Origin of the sequence: Enterobacter sp. Ag1, assembly GCA_000277545.1 — a bacterium.
Taxonomy (GTDB): Bacteria; Pseudomonadota; Gammaproteobacteria; order Enterobacterales; family Enterobacteriaceae; genus Cedecea.
Window position 1 is genome coordinate 1 of the sequence record AKXM01000057.1, and the last position, 25952, is coordinate 25952.

Here is a 25952-nt window from a genome sequence, read left to right on the forward strand (position 1 = left end):
GAGTCAGAGTGTCACGTTTTTCTTGCGGCGTGCCGCCCGCCAGTGCTTCCTGGTGATAGGCCGGAAGGTCGAAATCGGCGGCGGTCAGCTGGTAGCTTTTGATTTCACCCTGATTCAGTTCGGCGACCAGCGTCGGCGCATGGAGCGACACTTCATCCATGCCGCCGCTGTGAACCACAGCTGCGCGTTTATAGCCGAGGACGCGCAGGGTTTCAGCAATCGGCAGCACCAGTTCCGGGCTGTAGACGCCGATCAGCGCCAGCGGCGGATGCGCCGGGTTAATCAGCGGGCCTAAAACATTGAACAGGGTGCGCGTTTTCAACTGCTGGCGAACCGGCATCGCGTGGCGGAAACCGGTGTGGTACTTAGGCGCAAACAGGAAGCAAACGCCCAGCTCGTCCAGCGCTTTACGGGAAGCATCCGCGTTCATTTCCAGGTTGATGCCAAACGCTGCCAGCAGATCGGAGGAACCCGAACGGCTGGAAACGCTGCGGTTGCCGTGTTTGGCGACCTTTAGCCCGACCGCGGCGGCAACAAAGGCGCTGGCGGTGGAGATGTTAATGCTGTTGCTGCCGTCGCCGCCGGTGCCGACGATATCGGCAAACTCGTAGCTCGGGCTTGGGAACGGCGCGGCGTGCTCAAGCAGGGCAGATGCGGCGCCGGCGATTTCGTTCGGGTGTTCACCGCGCACCTTCATGCTGACCAGCGCGGCCGCCAGCTGTTCTGGCTTCAGCTCACCGCGAACGATGGCAGAAAACAGCTGGTGACTCTCTTCGCGGCTCAGGGTTTGCGCCTGATAAAGCTTGTCGAGGATCGGCTGCAGCGTATTGGCCTGCTTCAGCTTCTGCAGCGCCCAGTCGAGGGTCTGCTCCAGCAGGCGAGCGCCGTGGCTGGTGAGAATGGATTCCGGGTGGAACTGGAAGCCCACAACCCGGTCAGCCTCGTGGCGAACCGCCATCACCATGCCGTCGAAATGCGCGTTGATGGTCAGGCCGGCAGGGATGTTGCTGCCCACCAGGGAGTGATAGCGCGCCACCGGCAGCGGGTTAGGCAGCCCTGCAAACATCGCTTCGCCGTCATGGGAGATAGAGGAGGCTTTGCCGTGCAGGATTTCGCCCGCCTGGCCGACGTAGCCGCCGTAAGCCTCCACAATGGCCTGGTGGCCGAGGCAAATGCCAATAATCGGCAGTTTACCGCGCATTCGCGTCAGTAATTCCGGCATGCAGCCCGCTTCGCTTGGGGCACCTGGCCCAGGGGACAGCATCAGCACCGGGTTATCCATGGTGGCCAGGCGTTCGATCAGCGTTTGTGCCGGGACGTGGTTACGGTAAATCACCACGTTGTGGCCGTTCGCGCGCAGCTGGTCCGCCAGGTTATAGGTGAATGAGTCGATATTATCGAGCAGCAGAATGTCAGCCATTAGAAAATCTCCTGGGCGTGATGCGCGGTAGCAATGGCGCGCAAAACAGCGCGGGCTTTGTTGCGGGTTTCGTCGGCTTCGGACTGCGGGTCTGAATCAAGGACAACGCCAGCGCCGGCCTGCACGGTGGCAATGCCGTCTTCGACGTAGGCTGAGCGGATGACGATGCAGGTATCGAGGTCGCCGTGGGCGGTGAAATAACCCACCGCGCCGCCGTAGCTGCCGCGACGAACGCCTTCGGCCCCGGCAATCAGCTGCATCGCACGCACTTTCGGCGCGCCGCTCAGGGTGCCCATATTCATGCAGGCGCGGTAGGCGTGCAGCACGTCCAGGTCGTGACGCAGCTCGCCGACAACGCGGGAGACCAGGTGCATCACGAAGGAGTAGCGGTCGACTTTGGTTAAATCCGCCACGTAGCGGCTGCCCGGCGTACAAATGCGGGCAAGATCGTTCCGCGCCAGGTCAACCAGCATCAGGTGTTCTGAGAGTTCTTTATGGTCGGTACGCATTTCCAGCTCGATACGGCTGTCCAGGTCTCGATCCAGCGATCCGTCGGCGCGGCGGCCACGAGGGCGGGTGCCGGCAATCGGGTAGATCTCAATCTGGCGATTCGTCGCATCGTATTTGAGCGAGCTTTCCGGGGAAGCGCCGAACAGTGTGAAATCGTTGTCCTGCATAAAGAACATGTACGGGCTTGGGTTGCTCTTCTTCAGCGTCTGATAAGCCGCCAGCGGTGACGGGCAAGGCAGCGAGAAGCGGCGGGATGGCACAACCTGGAAAATTTCACCGATGCGAATGGCTTTTTGCATCTGGCGAACAACCGCCCCGAACTCTTCGTCTGTCTGATTGACATCGCAGCTCATGTGCTCAACTTTCTGCACCGGCAGGGCTGCAGGCTCTTCACTGATTTGCTGGCGCAGCTGTTCGGTGCGTTTATGCAGACGCTGTTTTTCGCTCACGGAAGGCGTAAAGAGGCTGGCCTGAATGCGGGTTTGTTTTTTCTGGTGATCGATGGTCAATAAGGTTTCGGCCAGGTAGAAGCAGTAGTCCGGGCAGCGGTTGTCCTGTTTAAGCTGCGGCAGGTCCTCAAAACCGGCCACCAGGTCGTAGGCGAACAGACCGCCGAAGAACATCGCATGGCGTTCATCCGCGGGCACGCTCACCAGTTCCTGCATAATGCGGAATGCGTCAAAGACCGACAGCGAGCACAGGCGCGCGTCTTCATCTAATAACGTGCTGACCGTTGGGAAGCGAAGGGTGCGGCCATCAGGGAAGTGCTCGTTTTCGACGCCAGCCGGCAGGGCGGCATCCAGCAGCGGCAGCAGGGAAGCGCCGTTAGCAGACAAGGCCTGTAAGGTGACGGTGTCACCTAAGGCCGTAATGCGCATGGCGCTATCGACCAGCAGCAGGCTTTTTAAGTCGTCTTTGCTGTCGATGTCTGCGGACTCCAGCAGCAGCGTCGCAGGGCGCGCACCGCACAGCTGGTGGAAAAGGGCCGTTGGGTTTTCACGGTAGGCAGCTTCGCTGCTCAGGAGTTCAAGTGCCGGTTTTTGTGTTTGCATTTTAGTTCTCAAATTTTGTTCAAAAAAAAGCCCGCATCGTTGGCGGGCCTGGTATCTGTGCTGTTAAACAGCGTACGCGATCGCACCGCCCGAGTTCAGGGAGTACGCCACCAACCGTGCAGGGAATTCATCGCTTTCATTTCAGATACCTCGTTATGTGAACTTGCGTACTAGTAAACTGGTTCGCGGCTTTATTGTCAATACCGATTTTTTAAAATAGCCGATTATCGTTATCATGGGCCGCTAAATTTCTCTCTATCCATTTCTGGAGCCATTTTGAGCGAGCCCACCCTGGCCACGATCCACGATTTACACAGCCACACTACCGCCTCGGACGGCCTGTTGTCTCCTGAAGCTTTGGTTAATCGCGCGGTAGATATGCGCGTCACGGTACTTGCCATTACCGATCATGACACCGTCGCTGGTCTGCCTGCCGCAAGGGCTGAAATCCAGCGCCTGAATTTACCGCTACAGTTAATTAGCGGCGTTGAAATCTCCACCGTCTGGGAAAATCACGAAATCCATATCGTTGGCCTGGGTATTGATGAACAGCACCCGGCGCTGAAGCTTTTTCTTGAGCAGCAAAGTGAACGCCGCAGCCAGCGCGCCGTAATGATTGCCGAACGTCTGGATAAAGCGCGTATTCCCGGTGCGCTGGAAGGGGCAATGCGTCACGCAGGCAGCGGGGCAATTACCCGCGGGCATTTCGCTCGTTTTCTGGTCGAGCAGGGCAAAGCCAGCAATATGGGCGATGTTTTCAAAAAGTATCTGGCTAAGGGGAAAACCGGATACGTTCCGCCACAGTGGTGTACAATAGAACAAGCTATTGATGTGATTCATCATTCTGGCGGGCAGGCGGTGCTGGCGCATCCAGGGCGCTACGGCCTGACCGCAAAATGGCTAAAACGACTGCTGGCGCACTTTGCCGAACACGGTGGCGATGCCATGGAAGTTGCGCAGTGCCAGCAGGCTCCCAACGAACGTACCCAGCTTGCCAGCTACGCTAAGCAGTTTAATCTGCTGGCGTCGCAGGGATCTGATTTTCATCTACCCTGCGCGTGGATTGAACTGGGCCGTAAGCTGTGGCTACCGGCGGGCGTTGAGCCCGTCTGGCAGCACTGGGAGCAGAGCCGCATCGCTAAAGAGAGGGTAGTATGAGTCAGTTTTTTTATATCCACCCGGATAACCCGCAGCCGCGCCTGATTAATCAGGCCGTCGATATTATTCGTAAAGGCGGGGTCATTGTTTACCCTACCGATTCCGGCTATGCGCTGGGCTGCAAGATTGAAGACAAGGGCGCCATGGAGCGCATTTGCCGCATTCGTCAGCTCCCTGACGGCCACAACTTTACCCTGATGTGTCGGGACCTGTCGGAGCTGTCGACATACGCCTTCGTCGACAACGTGGCATTCCGTCTGATTAAAAACAACACACCGGGGAATTACACCTTTATCCTGAAGGGCACCAAAGAGGTTCCCCGTCGCCTGCTGCAGGAAAAACGTAAAACTATCGGTTTGCGCGTGCCGTCAAACCCGATTGCGCTGGCGCTGCTTGAAGTGCTGAATGAGCCGATGCTGTCGACTTCGCTGATGCTACCGGGTAGCGAGTTTACCGAGTCCGATCCTGAAGAGATCAAAGATCGCCTCGAGAAAGTGGTGGATCTGGTTATCCACGGCGGCTATCTGGGGCAGCAGCCCACCACGGTTATCGATCTGACTGAAGACGCGCCGGTTGTTATGCGCGAGGGCGTCGGGGACGTTAAACCTTTCCTGTAAGGAAATCGCTATGGCCCGATTTAACATTGATGTTCTGGCTTCTCAATGCGGCGTGACGCCCGCCAATATTCGTAGCTGGCAGCGTTATGGGTTGATCAAGCCGCAGGTGGATGAGAACGGGCACCGTTTTTTTGATTTTACCCACTGTTCGCAGGTCGCCGCGATTGTCGGCTGGCTTGAGAAAGGGGTAGCTCTGTCGGATATGCTGGCGCTGCTGAAAGGCGAGAAAATGTCTCCGCCTTTCAGATGGCTCGACGTTCAGGAAGCCCTGCTGGCGCAGTGTGAGGCGATGCAGCCGGCGAAGTTGAGGGCGCTTATCTGGCGCTATGGCCGCGAAGTCCCGCCTGCTATTTTTATTGATGAGGTTATCCGCCCGCTGAGACTATGGCTTAACGCTGATGCACAGCAGGAACAGGCGATGAATAGCGCATTGCTTGATACGGCGCTGATTGAATATGCGACGTTCGTCCTGGCCAGTGGGCGCAAGCGGCCCGGCGGCAGTCTGTTTATTCTGGCACTTTCGCTAAAAGATCCCGTCGAGCTTTGGCTGGAAGGGATCCGTTTTGCCAGCGACGGTTTTTGCGTTGAGGTCCTGGATCGCGGTATTCCCTGCCCGGATCTTAGCCGTATTCATGCGGACCACATTATGATTTGGGCCGATAAGGCGCTGGATGCTAACCAACAGGCACAGTATCACCGCTGGCTGAAGAGCGGAATTCCTGTTTTTCTGGGAGGCAGTGAGGCCGCCAGAGGAAATAAAAATGTGGCTACTCCGCGCAATTGTGCTTCCGGCGAGCAAGCTGCACTGCTGGATACTCAGAGCCAGCGGTGAGCAAATCTGGAAACGGGTTTTCACTCCATTTACGTTAAAATTCGTGTAGTATGTGCGGCCACGATGCTGTCAGCGGTTTTCCTGCATTGCCGGGCAGCCATTCAAATTCGTATTTATACTTCATCAGGCCCATGCCTTTTGATTTCAAAGTATCTGAGACGCCTGTGAAGGCGACACCCGAGGAAGCTCAATGAGCGAAAAGTTACAAAAAGTGCTGGCTCGCGCTGGCCATGGTTCCCGTCGTGAGATTGAAACCATTATCTCTGCAGGCCGCGTAAGCGTTGACGGTAAAATTGCCACGCTGGGCGATCGCGTTGAAATTACCCAGTCGCTTAAAATCCGCATCGATGGTCATTTGATCTCCATCCGTGAATCAGCGGAACAGATCTGCCGCGTGCTGGCCTATTACAAGCCGGAAGGTGAGCTGTGTACCCGCAGCGACCCGGAAGGGCGCCCAACCGTTTTTGACCGTTTACCAAAGCTGCGCGGTGCACGTTGGATTGCCGTTGGGCGTCTGGACGTGAATACCTGTGGTTTACTGCTGTTCACCACCGACGGAGAACTGGCAAATCGCCTGATGCACCCAAGCCGTGAAGTGGAGCGTGAATACTCCGTACGCGTGTTTGGCCAGGTGGATGACGACAAAGTAAGACAACTGTCTCGTGGCGTGCAGCTTGAAGATGGCCCGGCGGCGTTCAAAACCATCAAGTTCACCGGCGGGGAAGGCATTAACCAGTGGTATAACGTGACCCTGACCGAAGGCCGTAACCGTGAGGTTCGTCGCCTGTGGGAAGCTGTCGGTGTTCAGGTGAGCCGCCTTATTCGCGTGCGTTACGGTGACATTAAGCTACCGAAAGGCCTTCCGCGCGGGGGCTATACCGAGCTTGACCTGGCGCAGACAAACTACCTGCGAACGCTGGTGGAACTGCCGGAAGAAACCAGCAGTAAAGTGGCGGTAGAAAAAGATCGCCGCCGCATGAAAGCGAACCAGATTCGTCGTGCCGTGAAGCGTCACACCCAAGTGACCGGCGGCAACCGGCGCGCCAGCAGCAGCCGTAATAACGGCAGCGGCAGCTAAATCTTAACCCCTCTTTTGAGGGGTTTTTTTATTAGTAATCAATACCCATCTGCGCCTTCACCCCGGCGTCAAACGCATGCTTAACCGGGCGGAGTTCGCTCACCGTGTCGGCCATCTCCAGAATATCGCGGTGGCACCCGCGGCCAGTCACAATCACTGTCTGATTCGCCGGGCGGTTAGTCAGCGCGCTTAAGACGTCTTCCAGCGGAAGATAATCATAGGCCACCATGTAGGTCAGCTCGTCGAGGATCACCATATCCAGCCTGGCGTCTGCCAGCATCCGTTTGCCGTGCTCCCACACCGCAAGGCAGGCGGCGGTATCCGTTTCCCGGTTTTGCGTTTCCCAGGTAAAGCCTGTCGCCATCACCTGAAACTCAACCCCGTGTGGCTCCAGCAGATTACGTTCGCCGTTCGGCCACTGGCCCTTGATAAATTGAATGACGCCGACTTTTTTGCCGTGGCCTACGGCGCGGGTAGCGGTGCCGAATGCGGCGGTTGTTTTACCTTTCCCGTTGCCGGTGAAGACTATCAGGATCCCGCGCTCCTGCTGGGCTTCTGCAATGCGCGCATCAACCTTTTCTTTCTGGCGCTGTTGGCGCTGCTGATAACGCTCTTCGCTCATTCTGAAATCCCCGGTTTACGGTTAGGCTGGGCATCAAAACTCATGCCGGTCTTACGGCGGCTGTCATCGCCCATCAGCCAGAGATAAAGCGGCATTAAATCCCGGGGCGTTTTCAGTTTAGCCGGATCTTCCGTGGGGAAGGCGCTGGCGCGCATTGCGGTGCGAGTACCGCCTGGGTTGATGCAGTTTACGCGCAGGTTGTGCTGCTTATACTCCTCCGCCAGCACCTGCATCATGCCTTCCGTCGCGAACTTCGAGGCGGTGTAAGCGCCCCAGCCAGCGCGGCCCTGGCGACCCACGCTTGAGGTGGTGAACACCAGAGAGCCAGATTCGGATTTAAGTAATAAAGGAAGCAAAGCCTGAGTCAGGAAAAAGGTCGCATTGACGTTCACCTGCATGACGGCCTGCCAGGTGTCGGGATCCTGCTTGTCCATCGACACGACATCGCCAAGAATACCGGCATTATGCAGGACGCCATCGAGGCGAGGAACCAGCGCGCTAAGCTTGTTAGCCAGCGCATGGCAATCTGCCGACGTGGCGGTAGCCAGGTCGAGCGTGAACCAGTGCGCGGGGAGCAAACCGTGAGACTGGATCTCACCGGCGACGGCGCGGAGCTTTTGCTCATTGCGCCCCAGCAAAATCACCGAAGCACCAAATCTGGCATAGGTGAGTGCGGCGACGCGGCCGATGCCATCGCTGGCACCGGTCACTAAAATAATGCGATTTTTCAGTAAATTATCTTGCGGCTGATAGTGCACGGTTTTACTCCTCGCGTGATGCAATATGCTCACGTCTTATTTCTCGTTAAGTTACCTGGCTTTATGCCTTAAAGACGGGCGTATTTCAATCAGTCAGCCGGAGACAATGCTAAGGATTAACATTTTGCAAAAATTTCCCCGAGCCAAATCTTTTAAGGATGCCCTCATGCTGCCTTTATAGTTACTTACAGACGAACGTGTGCCTGCTCGGGTACACTGCGGAGATTAACAATGCTTGGTGATAAAGGCGGTAAATGTGGATCTGATTGCTGACTATGGACTTTTTTTGGCTAAAGCGGTGACCATCGTGGTGGCAATTGGTGCCATTGCACTTATCCTGGTGAACGTTGCGCAACGTAAGAAACAGGGCCGGGGTGAACTAAGGCTGACGAATCTGAGCGAGCAGTATCAGGATGTACAGCAGGAGATGCAGGTCGCTATGCTCGACCCGCATCAGCAGAAGCTGTGGCTTAAAGAAGAAAAGAAAAAGCTTAAGCTCGAAGCGAAGCAGGCAAAGGCGCGGGCTAAACGTGGCGAAAAGGCCAGTTCAGGCAAGCCGACGCTTTACGTCCTCGACTTTAAAGGCAGCATGGATGCCCACGAGGTCAGCTCGCTCCGTGAAGAAATTACCGCCGTGCTATCAGTTGTTAAACCCAAGGATGAAGTTTTGCTGCGCCTGGAAAGCCCTGGCGGAGTGGTTCATGGCTACGGGCTAGCGGCATCACAGCTCCAGCGCTTGCGGGACAAAGCCGTGCCTTTAACCATTGCGGTGGATAAAGTGGCGGCCAGCGGCGGCTATATGATGGCGTGTGTGGCCCAGCGCATTGTGGCCGCGCCCTTCTCGATCATCGGCTCGATTGGCGTTGTCGCGCAAATCCCTAACTTCCATCGCCTGCTTAAGCGCAATGACATCGACGTGGAGCTGCACACCGCGGGGCAGTACAAGCGCACGCTGACCCTGCTGGGTGAGAACACTGAGCAGGGGCGTGAGAAGTTCAGGGAAGATCTCAACGAAACGCATCACCTGTTCAAACAGTTTGTCAGCAGCATGCGTCCGGGCCTTGATATTGAATCAGTGGCTACGGGCGAGCACTGGTACGGTACCCAGGCGAAAGAAAAAGGTCTGGTTGATGACGTGGCGACCAGCGACGATCTGCTGCTGGGGATGATGAAAGATTTTGACGCTATTAATGTACGTTATTTGCAGCGTAAAAAAATGATGGACCGCTTCACCGGTAGCGCGGCGAATAGCTTAGATCGCCTGCTGTTGCGCTGGTGGCAGCGTGGTGAAAAACCACTGCTGTAAAGCAAAAAAGCGAGGCGTTTAAGCCTCGCTTTTCGTTTAGCCCTGCAGCGTATACTTTTCTGACAGGACGTGGGCCAGGTGTTTAAACATATTAAACACCGCCGTACTCTTCGGCGTGGGCAAACCTTGTTCGTCCAGGAAGTATTCTCCACTAAAGACCAGCACGCCGTTTTTTTGCTCCACGCCGGTGGCTTCCATTCCGTGCAGGAAATCCTCATGTTCACGAATGATTTTGTTCGCCTCTGCGAGGAGGGATTCGCGGTCAATAGGCTGAGTTGTCTCTTGCATGATGTTCTCCTTAAAAAACTGGCGCTAGTTTACGTCCGCTTGAGGGAAAAGGGCAAATTTTCCCTGTAAACCCTGTGGCCTTAAAAAAGTTAACCGTGCTGGCGGGATCCGGTATTGCATGCTAATAAAGTTGCGTAACATATTTTATCAGGTAGAGTGTGACGCTTTCGCAAATCTGGCAACAGAATTGCTTGACATTCGACCAAACTTCCGTCGTGCTATGCCACTTGTTTGAGACTTTAGGCCTTCAATACCCGACGAGTGAGCCGTGGGTGTTGCAGGTTATTGAAAAAAAGAGTTGATCTCCTTCTACGCTGCCGCAATATAAAAAAGCGCGTCGCCAGTGGAAGGTGAAAATTTGCGACGTATTCCTGGAAGAATTAAATAGGTAAAGGTGAAAATGGGTAAAGCTCTCGTTATCGTTGAGTCCCCGGCAAAAGCCAAAACGATCAACAAATATCTCGGAAACGACTACGTGGTGAAGTCCAGCGTCGGTCATATCCGTGATTTGCCGACCAGTGGATCAACCACCAAAAAGAGCGCTGACTCTACCGCCGCCAAAGGGGCCAAAAAGGTCAAAAAGGATGAACGCGGAGCGCTCGTCAACCGTATGGGTGTCGATCCCTGGCATGACTGGGATGCTCATTACGAAGTGCTGCCTGGCAAGGAGAAAGTGGTCTCCGAGCTGAAATCACTGGCAGAAAAAGCAGACCACATCTATCTCGCAACCGACCTTGACCGCGAAGGGGAAGCCATTGCCTGGCACCTGCGGGAAGTTATCGGTGGCGACGACACCCGCTACAGCCGCGTGGTGTTTAATGAAATCACTAAGAATGCGATTCGTCAGGCGTTTGAAAAGCCGGGTGAACTGAATATTGACCGTGTGAATGCCCAGCAGGCGCGCCGTTTTATGGACCGCGTTGTGGGCTATATGGTGTCTCCGCTGCTGTGGAAAAAAATTGCGCGTGGCCTGTCTGCCGGGCGCGTTCAGTCCGTGGCCGTTCGCCTGGTGGTTGAGCGTGAACGCGAAATTAAAGCGTTCGTCCCGGAAGAGTATTGGGAAATCGATGCCAACCTGTCGACGCCGAAGGGCGATGCGCTGCCGGTACAGGTGAGTCACCATAAAGACAAACCGTTCCGTCCGGTTAACCGCGAGCAGACCATGGCGGCCGTTAGCCTGCTTGAAAAAGCGCGTTACACCGTTCTGGATCGTGAAGACAAGCCGACCAGCAGCAAACCGGGGGCGCCGTTCATCACTTCCACGCTGCAGCAGGCTGCCAGCACCCGCCTTGGCTTCGGCGTGAAGAAAACCATGATGATGGCGCAGCGTCTTTACGAGGCGGGCCACATTACCTATATGCGTACTGACTCTACTAACCTGAGCCAGGACGCGGTGAGCATGGTACGCGGCTACATCGAAGAAAACTTCGGTAAGAAATACCTGCCGGCGGATGCCAATCAATACGCCAGCAAGGATAACTCTCAGGAAGCGCACGAAGCGATTCGTCCTTCTGACGTGGCCGTGCAGGCGGAAGCGTTAAAAGACATGGAGGCGGATGCCCAGAAGCTTTATCAGCTGATTTGGCGCCAGTTCGTCGCCTGCCAGATGACGCCAGCGAAATACGACTCCACCACGCTGACGGTGGAAGCCGGTGAGTACCGTCTGAAGGCGCGTGGCCGCACGCTGCGCTTTGATGGCTGGACGAAAGTGATGCCTGCGCTGCGCAAGGGGGATGAAGATCGCACCTTACCGGCGGTGAATCCGGGCGAATCTTTGACGCTGGTTGAACTGCTTCCAGCCCAGCACTTTACCAAGCCGCCCGCGCGTTTCAGCGAAGCGTCGCTGGTGAAAGAGCTGGAAAAACGCGGGATTGGCCGCCCGTCCACCTATGCCTCTATCATTTCAACCATTCAGGATCGTGGCTACGTGCGCGTTGAGAACCGCCGTTTCTACGCCGAAAAAATGGGTGAAATTGTTACCGATCGCCTGGAAGAGAACTTCCGCGAGCTGATGAATTACGACTTCACGGCGCAAATGGAAAACAGTCTTGACCAGGTGGCCAATAACCAGGCCGAGTGGAAAGGCGTGCTGGACAACTTCTTCACTGATTTTAGCGGCCAGCTTGAGAAAGCGGAGCAGGATCCGGAAGAAGGCGGTATGCGTCCGAACCAGATGGTTCTGACCAGCATCGACTGCCCAACCTGCGGCCGTAAAATGGGGATCCGTACCGCGAGTACCGGCGTGTTCCTCGGCTGTTCTGGCTATGCGTTACCGCCGAAAGAGCGCTGCAAAACCACCATCAACCTGGTACCGGAGAACGAAGTTCTTAACGTGCTGGAAGGTGACGATGCGGAAACTAACGCCCTTCGTGCCAAGCGCCGCTGCCAGAAGTGCGGCACGGCGATGGACAGCTACCTTATCGATCCGAAGCGCAAGCTGCACGTGTGCGGTAATAACCCGACCTGTGATGGCTACGAAATCGAAGAGGGTGAATTCCGCATCAAGGGGTATGACGGCCCAATCGTTGAGTGTGAGAAATGTGGCTCCGAAATGCACCTGAAAATGGGGCGTTTTGGTAAGTACATGGCTTGTACTAATGACGAGTGTAAAAATACCCGTAAGATCCTGCGTAACGGCGAAGTAGCGCCACCGAAGGAAGATCCGGTGCCGCTGCCAGAGTTGCCGTGTGAGAAGTCTGACGCGTATTTCGTGCTGCGTGATGGCGCCGCTGGCGTCTTCCTGGCCGCGAACACGTTCCCGAAATCTCGTGAAACACGCGCCCCGCTGGTTGAAGAGCTGCATCGCTTCCGCGATCGCCTGCCGGAGAAGCTGCGCTATCTGGCCGACGCTCCTCAGGAAGATCCAGAGGGGAATAAAGCGTTCGTTCGCTTTAGTCGTAAAACGAAGCAGCAGTACGTGGCTTCTGATAAAGACGGTAAAGCGACCGGCTGGTCAGCCTTCTTCGTTGACGGCAAATGGGTCGTTGGTAAGAAATAATTCTGCCTGAACCTGTGAAAACCGGAGCCTGTCTCCGGTTTTTTTATGGTGCCTTATATAACTCGTTTATTATCTTTTTATCCCATCTATACAAAGTAGCTATAACTGATATAGTGAGTAAAGCAATGTCAATTTTCGTTTTTTCTGCGTCTTAACCCCGCCCATTGCGCCGGGGCCTTTGACCCTGGACGGTAAGCTATGAAATTACAGCAGCTGCGTTATATCGTTGAAGTCGTAAACCACAATCTTAATGTCTCTTCTACGGCGGAAGGGCTCTATACCTCTCAGCCGGGGATCAGTAAGCAAGTTCGTATGCTGGAAGACGAACTGGGAATACAAATATTTGCCCGAAGCGGAAAACACCTGACCCAGGTTACGCCAGCGGGACAGGAAATTATCCGTATCGCCCGTGAAGTGCTGTCGAAAGTCGACGCCATCAAATCCGTTGCCGGAGAACACACCTGGCCTGACAAAGGCTCGCTCTATGTGGCGACAACCCACACACAGGCCCGTTATGCGCTGCCTGGCGTGATTAAAGGCTTTATTGAGCGTTATCCTCGGGTTTCACTGCATATGCATCAGGGCTCGCCGACGCAGATTGCAGAGGCGGTTTCCAAAGGCAATGCCGATTTTGCTATCGCCACCGAAGCGCTTCATCTTTACGATGACCTGGTGATGCTGCCTTGCTACCACTGGAACCGCTCCATTGTGGTTACGCCCGATCACCCATTGGCTTCGAAAGAGTCGGTTAGCATCGAAGAGTTGGCGCAGTATCCGCTGGTCACCTACACCTTTGGTTTCACCGGCCGTTCCGAGTTGGACACTGCTTTTAACCGTGCAGGGTTAACGCCGCGAATCGTCTTTACCGCCACCGATGCCGATGTGATTAAAACCTATGTTCGCCTGGGACTCGGAGTAGGGGTCATTGCTAGCATGGCGGTAGATCCGATTTCAGACCCGGATTTAGTCCGTATCGAAGCCCAGGGCGTATTTAGCCACAGCACGACGAAAATAGGTTTCCGTCGCAGCACTTTCCTGCGCAGTTATATGTATGATTTTATTCAGCGTTTTGCGCCACATTTAACCCGTGACGTGGTGGATACCGCCGTGGCATTACGCTCGAACGAAGATATTGAAGCGATGTTTAAAGATATAAAATTACCCGCCAAATAATTCCCCAGGGTATCTTCGGCACATCCGAAGATACCCGAGTCATTATTAAACAAGAATTAAACGCATTTCTTCGTCTATTCCCATTCCCGTAAATAAGCCACATCCTGCTAATGGTTATTGTGTCGCAATTAAGAGACACAGCTAGTAAATAATTCGTGGTTGCGCAAACCTGGCGTTTCGATTATTTATTTCAGGTCAAAAGATTAAATCTTTTCTCCTGCTTATTGCGCAATTTTTCTGGCTTTTGAGCTAGAGTTTCTTTAGGATTAATCCCAACTGGCGATTAGTTATACCGATTGTTTAGAAACGTTACGATAAGTGGTGTCGATTGTATGAGGCTAGCAATGTCATCAGGCAGTGAGGAATCGCAGCAGGATCCATCCCTGAAACGTAAGGCATGGATGGCGGTGTTTTTGGTGTCAGCCTTGTTCTGGCTGGTTGTGGCGCTGGTTGCCTGGCATTTTTGGGGGTAGCTATGTCTACTCGGGATAGGGGTCCTGCACCTAAAGTTGTGGCCCGCAACAGCGGCAAACCACGAAAAGACGTTAAGAAAGAGGGAAGCACGCCACCTGAAGGCTGGACGCTGACGAAACAGCAGCAGGCCTTTATTGATTTGTTTTCTGAAGACGATAGCAAAAAACAATAAAATCGTTATTGAATTGTTTATTTTTTCTGCGGAATTAAACGTACTTTTTATTTGCCGCAGGGCAACCTGTTATTCACTAATAATTACACACAGCACTACATTCTGGTGATTGCTTAATTAAGCAGTCTTGTTGCATATAGCCACATTGAGTTAACTCTATGAATAATCACAATGCCGTGAAATATTGGTCATGGATCGGTGCTTTCACGCTGTCTGCCTTGTTTTGGGTAGAAGTGCTGCGTGTCTTCGCGAATTAATCTTCGTTGAGTGGCTGAGCGCCGCTGTCTTACTGCTTCGAATAATCCTCCCGATTCGCCTCTCGCCCCGACATTCCGTTGGGGCGTTTGTTTATTCACGGTTTATTCCCTTCGCCTCATTTATCAATTTGGGTTGTTATCAAATCGTTACGGCAGGTTTGTGTTATCTTTAATAGTGACCCTGCGAATAATCAGGGCACTCGCTATCCCTGTCATAAAGGAGGAGCTATGTCGTTAACCCTACGCGAAGCCAGTAAGGACACTCTACGGGCGCTAAATAAAACCTGGCATTACTACAGCTTGCCGCTGGCCGCAAAAGAGCTGGGGGATATCAGCCGGTTACCTAAGTCGCTAAAAGTTTTACTGGAGAACCTGCTGCGCTGGCAGGATGAAGACTCCGTCACCCGCGAAGATATTCATGCCCTGGCCGGCTGGCTGAAACAGGCCCATGCCGACCGCGAAATTGCCTATCGTCCTGCCAGGGTACTGATGCAGGACTTCACTGGCGTACCGGCGGTGGTCGATCTTGCCGCAATGCGTGAGGCCGTTAAGCGCCTCGGCGGTGATGTGGCGAAAGTTAACCCGCTTTCCCCGGTCGATTTGGTGATTGACCACTCGGTGACCGTCGACCATTTCGGCGACAACGATGCCTTCGAGGAAAACGTTCGTCTTGAAATGGAGCGCAACCACGAGCGCTATGTCTTTCTACGCTGGGGCCAGCAGGCCTTCAGCCGTTTCAGCGTTGTGCCACCCGGTACCGGCATTTGCCACCAGGTGAACCTTGAGTACCTGGGCAAAGCCGTCTGGAGTGAAGAACAGAACGGCGAACTTGTCGCTTACCCTGACACGCTGGTTGGCACCGACTCGCATACCACGATGATTAATGGCCTTGGCGTGCTGGGCTGGGGAGTGGGCGGTATCGAAGCTGAAGCGGCGATGCTGGGCCAGCCGGTATCTATGCTGATCCCCGATGTGGTCGGCTTTAAGCTTGAGGGCAAACTGCGGGAAGGGATCACCGCGACGGACCTTGTGCTGACCGTCACCCAGATGCTGCGTAAACACGGCGTAGTGGGCAAATTTGTTGAGTTTTACGGCGACGGGCTTGATTCGTTGCCGCTCGCCGACCGGGCAACGATCGCCAACATGTCTCCAGAATACGGTGCGACCTGCGGTTTCTTCCCGATCGACGGCGTAACGCTGGAATATATGCGCCTCAGCGGGCGTAGCGAAGAGCAGGTGGCTCTGGTTGAAGCTTACGCTAAGGCGCAGGGCATGTGGCGCAATACGGGGGATGAACCCGTGTTTACCAGCACGCTCTCTTTAAACATGCATGACGTTGAGGCAAGCCTGGCCGGGCCAAAACGCCCGCAGGATCGTGTCCCGCTCGGCGGAGTGCCAAAAGCGTTTGCCGCCAGCAACGAACTTGAAGTCAACGCTTCCCACAAAGATCGTCATCCGGTCAGCTACACGCTGGCGGGCGAAGAGCATCAATTGCCGGATGGCGCCGTGGTGATTGCCGCTATCACCTCCTGTACCAACACGTCAAACCCCAGCGTGCTGATGGCGGCAGGGTTGCTGGCTAAAAAAGCCGTCAGTCTGGGGCTGAAGCCGCAGCCCTGGGTGAAGGCCTCGCTTGCGCCGGGATCTAAGGTGGTCTCGGATTATCTGGCGAAAGCCAAATTGACCCCATACCTTGATGAGCTGGGCTTTAACCTGGTGGGTTACGGCTGTACTACCTGCATAGGCAACTCTGGTCCGCTGCCCGATCCTATCGAGCAGGCGATTAAAAAAGGCGATCTTACCGTGGGCGCGGTGCTTTCCGGCAACCGCAACTTCGAAGGCCGTATTCACCCGCTGGTGAAAACGAACTGGCTGGCCTCACCGCCGCTTGTCGTCGCCTACGCGCTGGCTGGAAACATGAACATCGACCTGACTAAAGAGCCATTAGGGCAGGATAAAAATGGCGCTGACGTCTACCTGAAAGACATCTGGCCGGGCAGCCAGGAAATTGCTGCGGCTGTCGCGCAGGTGACTACCGAGATGTTCCACAAAGAATATGCTGAAGTGTTTGAAGGTACCGAAGAGTGGCGCAGCATTGAGGTGGCGCGATCGGCCACCTACGGCTGGCAGGACGACTCAACCTATATCCGACTGTCGCCGTTCTTTGACGAGATGGGCGCCGAGCCAAAACCAGTGGAAGATATTCACGGGGCTAACGTGCTGGCGATGCTGGGGGATTCGGTCACTACCGACCATATTTCCCCGGCGGGGAGCATTAAACCTGACAGCCCGGCGGGGCGCTACCTGCAGGGGCATGGTGTAGAGCGCAGAGACTTTAACTCCTACGGTTCGCGTCGCGGTAACCATGAAGTCATGATGCGCGGGACCTTTGCCAACATTCGTATTCGCAACGAGATGGTGCCAGGCGTTGAAGGCGGCATGACGCGGTTACTGCCGGGTGAAGAAGTTCTGTCTATTTATGACGCTGCAATGCGTTACAAAGCGCGGGGCATTCCGCTGGCGGTGATAGCCGGGAAAGAGTATGGCTCCGGTTCAAGCCGCGACTGGGCGGCCAAAGGCCCTCGCTTGCTGGGCGTCCGGGTGGTCATTGCCGAATCGTTCGAACGTATTCACCGCTCGAACCTTATCGGCATGGGCATTTTACCGCTGGAGTTCCCTCAGGGCGTCACGCGAAAAACGCTGGGGCTGACGGGGGAGGAAAAGCTGGATATTAGCGGGTTAAACCAACTGAAACCTGGCGCCAGCGTGCCGGTTACGCTGACCTTTGCCGACGGGCGCCAACAGGTCATTGATTGCCGCTGCCGCATTGATACCGGCAATGAGCTGACCTATTTCCGTCACGACGGCATCCTGCATTATGTGATCAGGAATATGCTGAAGTAAGAAACGACAAAGCCCCTGAAAAGGGGCTTTTTTACGAGATGAGCGTCTTTACTCAGACAGCAGATGGCCCATTTTGGCGGCTTTAGTGTCGAGATAATGCGCATTTTTCGGGTTACGGCCGACGATGAGCGGGACGCGCTCAACAATGTTGATCCCGGCTTCAGTCAAAATTTCGACTTTTTTCGGGTTGTTGGTGAGTAAACGCACGGCATCCACGCCCAGCAGCTTGAACATGTCGGCGCACAGCGTAAAGTCACGTTCGTCGGCGGCAAAGCCGAGCTGGTGATTAGCCTCTACCGTGTCGTAGCCTTTATCCTGCAGCGCATAGGCTCGTATTTTATTCAGCAGCCCGATATTACGGCCTTCCTGGCGATGGTAAAGCAGCACGCCACGGCCTTGTTCAGCAATGTGGGTTAGCGCGGCTTCAAGCTGGAAGCCGCAGTCACAGCGCAGGCTGAACAGCGCATCACCGGTCAGACATTCGGAGTGGACGCGCGCGAGCACGGGCTCTTCACCGCTAATATCCCCGAAAACCAGGGCAACATGATCCTGCCCCGTTGCCACTTCTTCAAAACCCACCATCAGGAAATCGCCCCAGGGGGTTGGCAGTTTGGCTTCTGCCACACGTTTAAGCTGCATGTGATTCTCCAGGTACTTATTTTGACACCGTGGTGTCTGCCAGAAGTCTGGCCTGTACGTTAATGTCAGATATTTTGCCATAACGCGCGGTCGTTCGCTTCATTGACAGATTAAAAAGCCATTTTTGCCAATGACGGCATCGCGGTTTAACCTTCCTGGGCATTTTTCGGTTATTCTTTAAAGGCTTTCATTATCATGAGGTTTTCATGCAGGCAATAGCAAAACGCATCACCGCAGGCACAACGCTTCTGTTAATCATGCCGTTAATCGTCTGGTTCAGCGGCTGGGAATGGGCCCCTGGGGGCGATGAAAGCGTGTTAAAAATGCTTTATTGGGTCACTGAGACCGTGACGCAGCCCTGGGGAGTCATTACGCATGTTGTGCTTTGTGCCTGGTTTCTGTGGTGCCTGCGTTATCGCCTTAAGCCTGCGCTGATGTTATTTGCTATCCTCGCTGCCGCTATCCTTATAGGTCAGGGCATTAAGTCCGTTATCAAGAACAAAGTGCAGGAACCCCGGCCATTCGTCGTCTGGCTTGAAAAAACTCACCATATCACTACCGACCAGTTCTACACTTTAAAGCGTACTCAGCGTGCGGAACTGGTGAAAGCGCAGCTGGAAGGGCAGGATGAAATTCCCGGGTGGTTACGTAAACACTGGCAGTTCGAAACCGGCTTCGCTTTTCCTTCTGGTCACACGATGTTTGCTGCCAGTTGGGCGCTGTTGGGCGTAGGATTACTTTGGCCGCGCAGGCGGACGTTTACGCTGGTGGTATTGTTGTTATGGGCAACGGGCGTAATGGGAAGCCGACTGTGGCTGGGCATGCATTGGCCGCGTGACCTGGTAGTCGCCACGATTATCTCTGGTTTGTTAGTTATTCTGGCGACCTGGCTGGCGCAGCGCTGGTGTGGGCCGCTGACTCCGCCTGCAGAAGAAGACCAGGAAATAGCCGAACGGCATGAAAAAAGTTGAGAATAGTGTTTTAACCCCCATTTCTTATGCATTCGGGGAGGTTAATGGATTCCCCGGTTTCGCCTGAAATGGTAGTTTATACCTCCGGGACTCATTTTTGGCATAGCTAAGCCAGCTGTGACCACATAACGGGATGTCATGTGAAATATTTACTCATTTTCTTACTGGTACTTGCCATCTTTGTGGTGTCTATCACTTTAGGGGCGCAAAACGATCAGGTTGTGAACTTTAATTACCTGTTAGCGCAAGGCGAGTACCGGGTGTCTACTTTGCTGGCGACGCTGTTTGCGGCAGGGTTTATTCTTGGATGGCTGATTTGCGGTCTGTTCTGGCTGCGCGTCCGTGTGTCCCTGGCCCGTGCTGAGCGAAAAATTAAACGTCTTGAGCAACAGGTTACCCCTACTACTGATGTTTCGGCGCCCGTTGTGCCGGCCGTGAAGGAATAATCTTTTATGTTGGAACTGCTGTTTCTGCTGTTACCCATTGCAGCCGCTTATGGCTGGTATATGGGGCGCAGAAGTGCGCTGCAAGACAAACAGCAGGAGGCCAGTCGCCTTTCTCGCGACTATGTCGCCGGGGTGAACTTCCTGTTGGCTAACCAGCAGGACAAAGCGGTTGATCTGTTCCTCGACATGCTTAAAGAGGACACCGGCACCGTTGAAGCTCACCTCACGTTAGGGAATCTCTTCCGCCAGCGTGGCGAGGTTGATCGGGCTATCCGTATCCACCAGTCGCTGATGGAAAGCGCGTCGTTGAACTACGACCAGCGTCTGCTTGCCGTACAGCAACTCGGCAAAGACTACATGGCCGCCGGGCTTTATGACCGCGCCGAAGATATGTTCAGCCAGCTTATCGACGAAACCGACTTCCGCATCAGCGCGCTGCAGCAGCTGCTGCAAATTCACCAGGCAACAAGCGACTGGCAGAAAGCCATCGACGTGGCCGAACGGCTGGTTAAACTCGGCAAAGACAAACAGCGTGTGGAAATCGCGCACTTCTACTGTGAACTTGCGCTGCAAAACATTGGCAATGACGACACGGACAAGGCCATGTCCCTGCTTAAAAAAGGGGCGGCTGCAGATAAAAATTGCGCCCGGGTCTCCATCATGATGGGGCGTATTTTCATGGAAAAAGGCGAATATGCCAAAGCGGTAGACTCGTTAAAACGCGTAATTGAGCAAGATAGCGAACTGGTCAGCGAAACGCTGGAGATGCTGCAGGTGTGCTATCAACAGCTAGGCAAACCTGACGAGTGGGAAACTTTCCTCAAGCGTTGCGTGGAAGAAAACAGCGGGGCAGTGGCAGAGCTTATGCTGGCGAGCATTCTCGAGCAGCGCGAAGGCGCTGAAACGGCTCAGATGTATATCAACCGTCAACTGCAACGGCATCCAACAATGCGGGTATTCCATCGTCTGATGGATTACCACCTGCATGAGGCGGAGGAAGGGCGAGCGAAAGAAAGCTTGATGGTACTGAGGGATATGGTGGGCGAGCAAATTCGCACCAAGCCCCGCTATCGCTGTCAAAAATGCGGCTTTACTGCCTACACCATGTACTGGCATTGCCCATCCTGCCGCGCCTGGTCAACGGTGAAACCAATTCGCGGGCTGGATGGGCAATAGCCCGCGTTTTTTAAAAATCCATACTTTAGTTACAACATACTATTAAATACTTCACCGTCCCCAACTTCACCATCGTGCAACTTTCGCTTAGCAGGGGGCAATCGCGGCTGTAAATTTACCTGGCTGACGAGTAGAATGCTGCCGTTTAACTTTTTTGCGCCGCGCTGGTGCCCAACAGTCAGAAGGTTTTGCCATGAATTCAACTGCGTCATCCTCCTCCCGTGTTGCCACTGAATCGCCGATAGTCGTTGCTCTTGATTATGATAATCGCGATAGCGCCCTGGCCTTTGTCGACCGTATCGACCCGCGCGACTGCCGTCTGAAAGTTGGGAAGGAGATGTTTACCCTGTTTGGTCCACAGCTGGTGGGCGACCTGCAACAGCGCGGGTTTGATGTCTTCCTCGATCTGAAATTCCACGATATCCCGAACACCACCGCGCGGGCCGTGGCGGCTGCTGCAGAAATGGGCGTGTGGATGGTCAACGTTCATGCTACGGGTGGAGCCCGAATGATGCGTGCCGCAAAAGAAGCACTTGCCCCATTTGGGAAAGATGCGCCGTTGCTGATCGCCGTTACCGTTTTGACCAGCATGGAAGCCAGCGACCTGTCCGATCTGGGCATTACCGCCAGCCCGGCAGATTATGCCGAGCGTCTGGCGACGCTGACCAAAGAGTGTGGCCTGGACGGCGTAGTGTGCTCTGCGCAAGAGGCGGTACGTTTTAAGGCGGCGTTAGGCCGAGAATTCAAGCTTATTACCCCAGGCATTCGCCCGATGGGCAGTGATGCCGGCGATCAGCGCCGCATCATGACACCGCAGCAGGCTCAGCAAGCCGGAGTAGACTTTATGGTCATTGGGCGTCCGATCACCCAATCGGCTGACCCGGCGCAGACTTTGCGCGATATTCGCGCCTCGCTGGTGCAGGGGGCTTGATGAAAGACAATAACAGCCGGCTGGTTTACTCCACGGAAACCGGGCGTATAGACGAACCTAAAGTTGAAGTTCAGCGCCCAAAAGGCGACGGCATTGTACGCATTCAAAAGCAGACCAGCGGCCACAAAGGGAAGGGCGTATGCCTGATTTCTGGTATTGATGCCGACGATGCGACGCTGGCAGCCATTGCTGCGGAGCTGAAAAAGAAATGTGGCTGCGGTGGCGCGGTCAAAGACGGCGTGATTGAAATCCAGGGCGATAAGCGCGATTTGATAAAATCATTGCTTGAAGCGAAAGGCATGAAAGTGAAACTCGCGGGCGGGTAATTCGGAATAATATTAATTATTGGGCCACGGAAAATACCGTGGCCTTTTATTTTTACTGCTGTTAGTCAGACCTGAAAATTAACACGTAATGAATTCGTCAAAGCGAGTTAGCTTTTGCTGGCGTCCTGCCTTATTTACCCACCTGGTGACCGATAATACCGCCTACTGCCGCACCGCCAAGCGTACCCAGCGTGCTGCCATCGGTCAGTACTGCGCCACCCAGCGCACCGGCACCTGCGCCGATTGCCGTGTTGCGGTCACGCTTAGACCAGTTAGAACATGCACTCAGGGACATTGCGAGGGTAATAGCCAGCATTGCAGCGGCCACTTTTTTGTTATTTAAGGTCATCATACTTTCTCCAGAATAATTGATTCACGGAAGCCAGTCTCAGGTAAGTATAGTAAGAATTCACCACTTTACCGGGCGGTTCGTGAAACGATGTCGCGATATAAGCTTAAAAAAGGGCAGGTGCGTTTATTACTCCCTGTTATATCGCTAAATTCTATTCTATTTTTTCCGTATGATTAACACAGGTAAAAACTCTTAATTCCAGCGTGGGAATATTCTGAGAGAGAAGAAGCCCGCGCGCGGCACGGGCAGCAGAGACTTAGACGGTGGCGTAGGGGTCAACAATATCCACCTGCAGGTGGACTGCTTTCAGTTGCTCCAGCGTCTCCTGGCTAATTGCGGCGTCGGTGATAACGCGGCTGAAGCGTGAAATCGGGCCCAAAGTATACGGATGCACGTTGCCAAACTTGCTGCTGTCCGTCAGCACAATGGCCTCGCTACCTTTCTCCAGCACAGAATTCACCACGTCGGTACGCAGCATATCGCGCCCGGTAAAACCGGTTTCCGGCAAGAAACCGTCGATGCCGATAAAAGCCTTACTGAAATGCAGCTGCTGGATAAACTGGCGGGTAAGCGGCCCGACCATGCTTTCGCTTTTCTTCTGATAGATCCCGCCGACCAGAATGACTTCACAATCAGTGTCTTTCAGCAAATGGGCAATGTAGCTGCTGACGGTGATCAGCGTGACCTTTTTTTGCTCCGCCAGAGTACGGGCGAGAAGCGCGTTGCTGCTGCCGTTTTCGATAAACACGGTTTCACCATCACTCACCAGCGAGGCGGCATATTGCGCAAGCTGCAGCTTGAGGGTGTAGTTGTTCATCATGCGAGTTTCAACATCATCGCTATCCAGCGGGACGGCAAAACCATGCGTGCGACGAAGGTAATTATTTTTTTCCAGCAGGTTCAAATCCTGGCGGATGGTGACTTCTGAAACGCCGGTTGTTTTCGCCAGAGAGGCGACGCTAACCCGGCCTTGATCGATAACCATCTGCAGGATAATTTGTTGTCTTGAGTTCATGTCAGCCAGTAGTCAGGCGGGGGATTAACCCCGCCTTCTCGTCAAAGAGTATGTTCCGTGCGGGCTATAATATCATCCTGCGCGTCAGGAGATAAGGCCGTAAAGAAGGCCGAGTATCCTGCAACCCTTACCACCAAATCTCGATATTTATCAGGATTTTGTTTGGCATCAAGCAGTGTTTCGCGGGAGACAATGTTGTACTGAACGTGCCAGCCCTTGTGTGATTCGAAGAAAGTGCGCAGCATAAACATTAATTTTTCACGATCGCGCGGATTATCTAACGTTGAAGGATTCAGTTTTTGGTTCAATAAAACACCGCCGAGGATTTTATTGGTCGGCAGTTTGCCCACGGAACTGATGACCGCGGTAGGGCCAAGATGATCGGTCCCGGACGCGGGGCTGGCGCCTTCTGCCAAAGGTGTATGTGCTCTCCGGCCATCCGGTGTGGCCATTGTGGCTGCGCCAAACGGCACGTTTGCTGAAATAGAAGAGGTTCCCGCGTAGTATGTTCCGCCAACAGGACCACGGCCAAAGCGCGTGTTGTGATAGCGCTTAAGTTCATCAATGTAGGTTTGATAGGCGCGGGCGAGCAGCATATCGACATCGTCATCGTCGTTGCCGTATTTTGGCGCGCCGTTGATTAGGCGCTGGCGAAGCTGCTCGCCGCTCAGCCCGACAAAATCGTTGGCCAGGGCATCCGCCAGCTGTTGCTGCCCGATGATGCCCTGTTCAAAGACCAGTTTTTTTACGGCTGAAAGGCTATTCCCAAGATTGGCAATCCCGACCTGAAGTCCTGAAACCCAGTCGTATTTGGCGCCACCTTGCTTGATACTTTTGCCTCGTTCAATGCAATCATCCACCAGCGCCGAACAAAGAATATCGTGCGCGTTTTCTTCCAACACGGTATCTACCACGCATTCGATCTCGATCGATTTTTGCGTGTAATAACGAATTTGCTCGTCCCAGGCGTCGAGGACTTCGTCAAACGAAGTGAAATTGCCTTCAGACAGCGCCTTTTGCTGTGGGAGGAAAATGCTTCCGCTGGTGGCATCCTGACCATGTTCAAGGCTTGCCAGCATCACGCGGGCAAAGTTGATGAAGCTCATGCCGGTGCAACGGTAGCCCCATTTTCCGCCGACGGCGGTTTCAATGCAGCCGATAGCCGCATAGTCATAAGCATCTTCCCGGCTGACGCCAAGCTTAATGAATGCCTCGATAACAATTTCATCATTGTTAAACGCCGGCATGCCGAATCCGCAGCGAATCACCTGCACACAGGCATCAAGGAAGTCGCTGCTCATCCCGGCGTGATAGCGAACGCTGAGGTTAGGCTGCGTTGAGCGCAGGCGGCCGCAGGACTCAAGAATGGCGTAGGAGAGCGGGTTAACGGCATCCACCGCGACGCCGTGCAGCAGCGTTTGTCCTCCGATGGTGACGTTTTGGTAAAGCGGGCTGCCGGCGGAGGCTTTTGAATGCGAGCCGGAGCGAATTTTATTCACCTCAAGCAGCTTCAGCCAGCAGCTTTGCAGCAGTTCAATGGCCTGTTCCCGGCTGGTGGTTTGCTGTAATTCTACATCCCGGCGGTACCACGGATAAAGGTACTGATCGAGCCGACCAAAGGAGACGGAGTGCCCGTTGGATTCAATCTGCAGTACAAGCTGAACGAAATAGCTGAGCTGTAAAGCCTGCCAGAAAGTGACCGGCGGATTGCTGGCGATATGTTCGCAGTTTTCAGCGATCGCCAACAGTTCATCCCGGCGTGCCTCTCGTTTTTCGTCGGAGGCCATTTTCTTCGCCAATTCTGCGTAGCGTAATATATGCTCGCTCAGGGCAACAAAAGTCATATCAATGGCTTTCAGGAACTGCTCTTTGTGCAGGTCGTCCCAGTCGGTAAGTTGCAAACGCCCGCGTCGCTCGGCGACTTTATCACGCAACCCGCTAATACCCAGCTCAAGCAGCAGCGGGAAATTCACCGCCAGGTGAGCGTCGCCGGAAGTCATATTGCCTTCGGCTTTTATGATCCCGGTCGCCAGCAGTGCCTTTTGCTCGTCGGTAAACATGCCATAACAGCGATCCTGCACCGTCTGTCCGCGCCACCAGGGGCAAACTTCATGCATGACCGCTTTATCCGCGTCGGAAATTGAAAACCCGGCGCCAGGACGGTCACCAAGCTCGTCGATTTCGCTCTCAATCCAGCCCACGGTATATTCCGGGAAGAACGGCGCCCCACGGACATGGCTGGCCTGATTCCCGACGATCAGCTCGTCATGTTTGATCCAGATAGTTCTCTCCGACAGATGATGGGCCAGCGCCATCGCGCGGCGAACCGGCAGCGGTTTATCCTGATGCTGCTGGTATACGGCAGTGTAGTGGCGGGCACGCTCGGTGCAGACCGGCGGCTTCACGATATGTATCAGCGCTTCTTTGTGCGCCTTTATACGTGGGCTGAGAAAATTCAGGTTCAGTTCGGTCATGAT

At 54.4% G+C, this 25952-nt stretch carries 25 protein-coding genes and 1 other annotated feature; of the genes, 16 read left to right on the forward strand and 9 right to left on the reverse strand.

The annotated features are described in order from the left end of the window. Together trpD and A936_RS20785 are read right to left on the reverse strand one after the other, a co-directional pair. On the reverse strand, positions 1–1420 hold a 1420-nt coding region (trpD, locus tag A936_RS20780), incomplete at its 3' end, for a bifunctional anthranilate synthase glutamate amidotransferase component TrpG/anthranilate phosphoribosyltransferase TrpD (protein ID WP_008461300.1). Continuing rightward, positions 1420–2982, reverse strand: a complete 1563-nt coding sequence (locus A936_RS20785) for an anthranilate synthase component 1 (protein ID WP_008461302.1) — start codon at positions 2980–2982, stop codon at positions 1420–1422. The genes trpD and A936_RS20785, both read right to left, overlap by 1 nt. Before the next feature lie 21 nt (positions 2983–3003). After that, positions 3004–3101, reverse strand: a sequence feature (Trp leader region). Positions 3102–3243: 142 nt separating this feature from the next. Here A936_RS20785 and rnm point away from each other — a divergent pair. From rnm to rluB, 4 genes are all read left to right on the forward strand, one after another. Continuing rightward, positions 3244–4140 (forward strand): RNase RNM, encoded by an 897-nt coding sequence (gene rnm, locus A936_RS20790; protein WP_192810984.1) that lies wholly within the window; start codon positions 3244–3246, stop codon positions 4138–4140. Continuing rightward, positions 4137–4757, forward strand: a complete 621-nt coding sequence (locus A936_RS20795; RefSeq protein WP_008461305.1) for an L-threonylcarbamoyladenylate synthase — start codon at positions 4137–4139, stop codon at positions 4755–4757. Before rnm ends, A936_RS20795 begins: the two co-directional genes overlap by 4 nt. Positions 4758–4767: 10 nt before the next feature. Beyond that, positions 4768–5589: a MerR family transcriptional regulator gene (locus tag A936_RS20800; protein WP_008461307.1), complete on the forward strand. Its 822-nt coding sequence runs from the start codon at positions 4768–4770 to the stop codon at positions 5587–5589. Positions 5590–5779: 190 nt separating this feature from the next. After that, on the forward strand, positions 5780–6667 hold the full coding sequence (gene rluB / locus A936_RS20805; RefSeq protein WP_008461308.1) for a 23S rRNA pseudouridine(2605) synthase RluB: 888 nt from the start codon (positions 5780–5782) through the stop codon (positions 6665–6667). 31 nt (positions 6668–6698) lie between these two features. Here the strand turns inward: rluB and cobO are convergent, their stop codons facing one another. After that, complete coding sequence (gene cobO, locus A936_RS20810) at positions 6699–7289, reverse strand: cob(I)yrinic acid a,c-diamide adenosyltransferase (RefSeq protein ID WP_008461310.1); 591 nt, start codon at positions 7287–7289, stop codon at positions 6699–6701. After that, positions 7286–8047 carry a YciK family oxidoreductase gene (locus A936_RS20815; protein ID WP_008461312.1) on the reverse strand — a complete coding sequence of 254 codons (762 nt, stop codon included), beginning with the start codon at positions 8045–8047 and terminating at the stop codon, positions 7286–7288. Before A936_RS20815 ends, cobO begins: the two co-directional genes overlap by 4 nt. Positions 8048–8303: 256 nt before the next feature. Between A936_RS20815 and sohB the strand changes: the two genes are divergently transcribed. Continuing rightward, positions 8304–9353 (forward strand): protease SohB, encoded by a 1050-nt coding sequence (sohB, locus tag A936_RS20820; RefSeq protein WP_008461314.1) that lies wholly within the window; start codon positions 8304–8306, stop codon positions 9351–9353. Positions 9354–9389: 36 nt separating this feature from the next. Here the strand turns inward: sohB and A936_RS20825 are convergent, their stop codons facing one another. After that, the gene (locus A936_RS20825; protein WP_008461316.1) at positions 9390–9641 is read right to left on the reverse strand and encodes a YciN family protein; all 252 of its coding nucleotides are present in this window, start codon (positions 9639–9641) and stop codon (positions 9390–9392) included. A gap of 400 nt (positions 9642–10041) precedes the next feature. On the opposite strand from A936_RS20825, the gene topA reads away from it, so the two are divergent. From topA to acnA, 6 genes are all read left to right on the forward strand, one after another. Next, positions 10042–12639, forward strand: coding sequence for a type I DNA topoisomerase (topA, locus tag A936_RS20830; RefSeq protein WP_008461318.1), 2598 nt, complete (start codon positions 10042–10044; stop codon positions 12637–12639). A 198-nt stretch (positions 12640–12837) separates the two neighbouring features. Continuing rightward, positions 12838–13812 carry an HTH-type transcriptional regulator CysB gene (cysB, locus tag A936_RS20835; protein ID WP_008461319.1) on the forward strand — a complete coding sequence of 325 codons (975 nt, stop codon included), beginning with the start codon at positions 12838–12840 and terminating at the stop codon, positions 13810–13812. A gap of 344 nt (positions 13813–14156) precedes the next feature. Then, positions 14157–14285 carry a YmiA family putative membrane protein gene (locus A936_RS24125; RefSeq protein ID WP_008461320.1) on the forward strand — a complete coding sequence of 43 codons (129 nt, stop codon included), beginning with the start codon at positions 14157–14159 and terminating at the stop codon, positions 14283–14285. Between the two features lie 2 nt (positions 14286–14287). After that, on the forward strand, positions 14288–14458 hold the full coding sequence (locus tag A936_RS23845) for a YciX family protein (protein WP_157141453.1): 171 nt from the start codon (positions 14288–14290) through the stop codon (positions 14456–14458). 158 nt (positions 14459–14616) lie between these two features. Next, positions 14617–14715, forward strand: a complete 99-nt coding sequence (gene ymiC / locus A936_RS23930; protein WP_273969969.1) for a small membrane protein YmiC — start codon at positions 14617–14619, stop codon at positions 14713–14715. Positions 14716–14943: 228 nt separating this feature from the next. Then, on the forward strand, positions 14944–17619 hold the full coding sequence (gene acnA, locus A936_RS20840) for an aconitate hydratase AcnA (RefSeq protein ID WP_008461321.1): 2676 nt from the start codon (positions 14944–14946) through the stop codon (positions 17617–17619). Between the two features lie 48 nt (positions 17620–17667). Here acnA and ribA read toward each other — a convergent pair whose 3' ends face one another. Further along, complete coding sequence (gene ribA, locus A936_RS20845) at positions 17668–18258, reverse strand: GTP cyclohydrolase II (RefSeq protein ID WP_008461322.1); 591 nt, start codon at positions 18256–18258, stop codon at positions 17668–17670. Positions 18259–18464: 206 nt separating this feature from the next. On the opposite strand from ribA, the gene pgpB reads away from it, so the two are divergent. The 5 genes from pgpB (at position 18465) to yciH (ending at position 22108) form a co-directional block, all read left to right on the forward strand. Further along, positions 18465–19229 (forward strand): phosphatidylglycerophosphatase B, encoded by a 765-nt coding sequence (pgpB, locus tag A936_RS20850; RefSeq protein ID WP_008461323.1) that lies wholly within the window; start codon positions 18465–18467, stop codon positions 19227–19229. A 140-nt stretch (positions 19230–19369) separates the two neighbouring features. Next, on the forward strand, positions 19370–19675 hold the full coding sequence (locus A936_RS20855; protein WP_008461324.1) for a LapA family protein: 306 nt from the start codon (positions 19370–19372) through the stop codon (positions 19673–19675). A gap of 6 nt (positions 19676–19681) precedes the next feature. Continuing rightward, the gene (gene lapB / locus A936_RS20860; protein ID WP_008461326.1) at positions 19682–20851 is read left to right on the forward strand and encodes a lipopolysaccharide assembly protein LapB; all 1170 of its coding nucleotides are present in this window, start codon (positions 19682–19684) and stop codon (positions 20849–20851) included. Between the two features lie 193 nt (positions 20852–21044). Beyond that, entirely contained in the window at positions 21045–21782 is a 738-nt protein-coding gene (pyrF, locus tag A936_RS20865) for an orotidine-5'-phosphate decarboxylase (protein ID WP_008461327.1), read from the forward strand. Beyond that, positions 21782–22108: a stress response translation initiation inhibitor YciH gene (yciH, locus tag A936_RS20870; RefSeq protein WP_008461329.1), complete on the forward strand. Its 327-nt coding sequence runs from the start codon at positions 21782–21784 to the stop codon at positions 22106–22108. The genes pyrF and yciH overlap by 1 nt, the downstream gene beginning before the upstream one ends. Positions 22109–22238: 130 nt before the next feature. On the opposite strand, the gene osmB is transcribed toward yciH, so the two are convergent. From osmB to A936_RS20885, 3 genes are all read right to left on the reverse strand, one after another. Further along, complete coding sequence (gene osmB, locus A936_RS20875) at positions 22239–22457, reverse strand: osmotically-inducible lipoprotein OsmB (RefSeq protein ID WP_008461331.1); 219 nt, start codon at positions 22455–22457, stop codon at positions 22239–22241. 259 nt (positions 22458–22716) lie between these two features. Next, the gene (gene yciT, locus A936_RS20880) at positions 22717–23475 is read right to left on the reverse strand and encodes a DNA-binding transcriptional regulator YciT (protein WP_008461332.1); all 759 of its coding nucleotides are present in this window, start codon (positions 23473–23475) and stop codon (positions 22717–22719) included. A 41-nt stretch (positions 23476–23516) separates the two neighbouring features. Further along, positions 23517–25949, reverse strand: a complete 2433-nt coding sequence (locus A936_RS20885; protein WP_008461334.1) for a formate C-acetyltransferase/glycerol dehydratase family glycyl radical enzyme — start codon at positions 25947–25949, stop codon at positions 23517–23519. Positions 25950–25952: the final 3 nt, after the last annotated feature.

Coding starts and splice junctions, on each gene's coding strand:
- ribA (WP_008461322.1), bottom strand. CDS start 18,258: ATGCAGCTTAAACGTGTGGCAGAAGCCAAACTGCCAACCCCCTGGGGC.
- rluB (WP_008461308.1), top strand. CDS start 5,780: ATGAGCGAAAAGTTACAAAAAGTGCTGGCTCGCGCTGGCCATGGTTCC.
- A936_RS24125 (WP_008461320.1), top strand. CDS start 14,157: ATGTCATCAGGCAGTGAGGAATCGCAGCAGGATCCATCCCTGAAACGT.
- ymiC (WP_273969969.1), top strand. CDS start 14,617: ATGAATAATCACAATGCCGTGAAATATTGGTCATGGATCGGTGCTTTC.
- cobO (WP_008461310.1), bottom strand. CDS start 7,289: ATGAGCGAAGAGCGTTATCAGCAGCGCCAACAGCGCCAGAAAGAAAAG.
- yciT (WP_008461332.1), bottom strand. CDS start 23,475: ATGAACTCAAGACAACAAATTATCCTGCAGATGGTTATCGATCAAGGC.
- acnA (WP_008461321.1), top strand. CDS start 14,944: ATGTCGTTAACCCTACGCGAAGCCAGTAAGGACACTCTACGGGCGCTA.
- yciH (WP_008461329.1), top strand. CDS start 21,782: ATGAAAGACAATAACAGCCGGCTGGTTTACTCCACGGAAACCGGGCGT.
- cysB (WP_008461319.1), top strand. CDS start 12,838: ATGAAATTACAGCAGCTGCGTTATATCGTTGAAGTCGTAAACCACAAT.
- pyrF (WP_008461327.1), top strand. CDS start 21,045: ATGAATTCAACTGCGTCATCCTCCTCCCGTGTTGCCACTGAATCGCCG.
- A936_RS20795 (WP_008461305.1), top strand. CDS start 4,137: ATGAGTCAGTTTTTTTATATCCACCCGGATAACCCGCAGCCGCGCCTG.
- A936_RS23845 (WP_157141453.1), top strand. CDS start 14,288: ATGTCTACTCGGGATAGGGGTCCTGCACCTAAAGTTGTGGCCCGCAAC.
- A936_RS20885 (WP_008461334.1), bottom strand. CDS start 25,949: ATGACCGAACTGAACCTGAATTTTCTCAGCCCACGTATAAAGGCGCAC.
- pgpB (WP_008461323.1), top strand. CDS start 18,465: ATGCAGGCAATAGCAAAACGCATCACCGCAGGCACAACGCTTCTGTTA.
- osmB (WP_008461331.1), bottom strand. CDS start 22,457: ATGACCTTAAATAACAAAAAAGTGGCCGCTGCAATGCTGGCTATTACC.
- A936_RS20785 (WP_008461302.1), bottom strand. CDS start 2,982: ATGCAAACACAAAAACCGGCACTTGAACTCCTGAGCAGCGAAGCTGCC.
- A936_RS20825 (WP_008461316.1), bottom strand. CDS start 9,641: ATGCAAGAGACAACTCAGCCTATTGACCGCGAATCCCTCCTCGCAGAG.
- A936_RS20800 (WP_008461307.1), top strand. CDS start 4,768: ATGGCCCGATTTAACATTGATGTTCTGGCTTCTCAATGCGGCGTGACG.
- topA (WP_008461318.1), top strand. CDS start 10,042: ATGGGTAAAGCTCTCGTTATCGTTGAGTCCCCGGCAAAAGCCAAAACG.
- lapB (WP_008461326.1), top strand. CDS start 19,682: ATGTTGGAACTGCTGTTTCTGCTGTTACCCATTGCAGCCGCTTATGGC.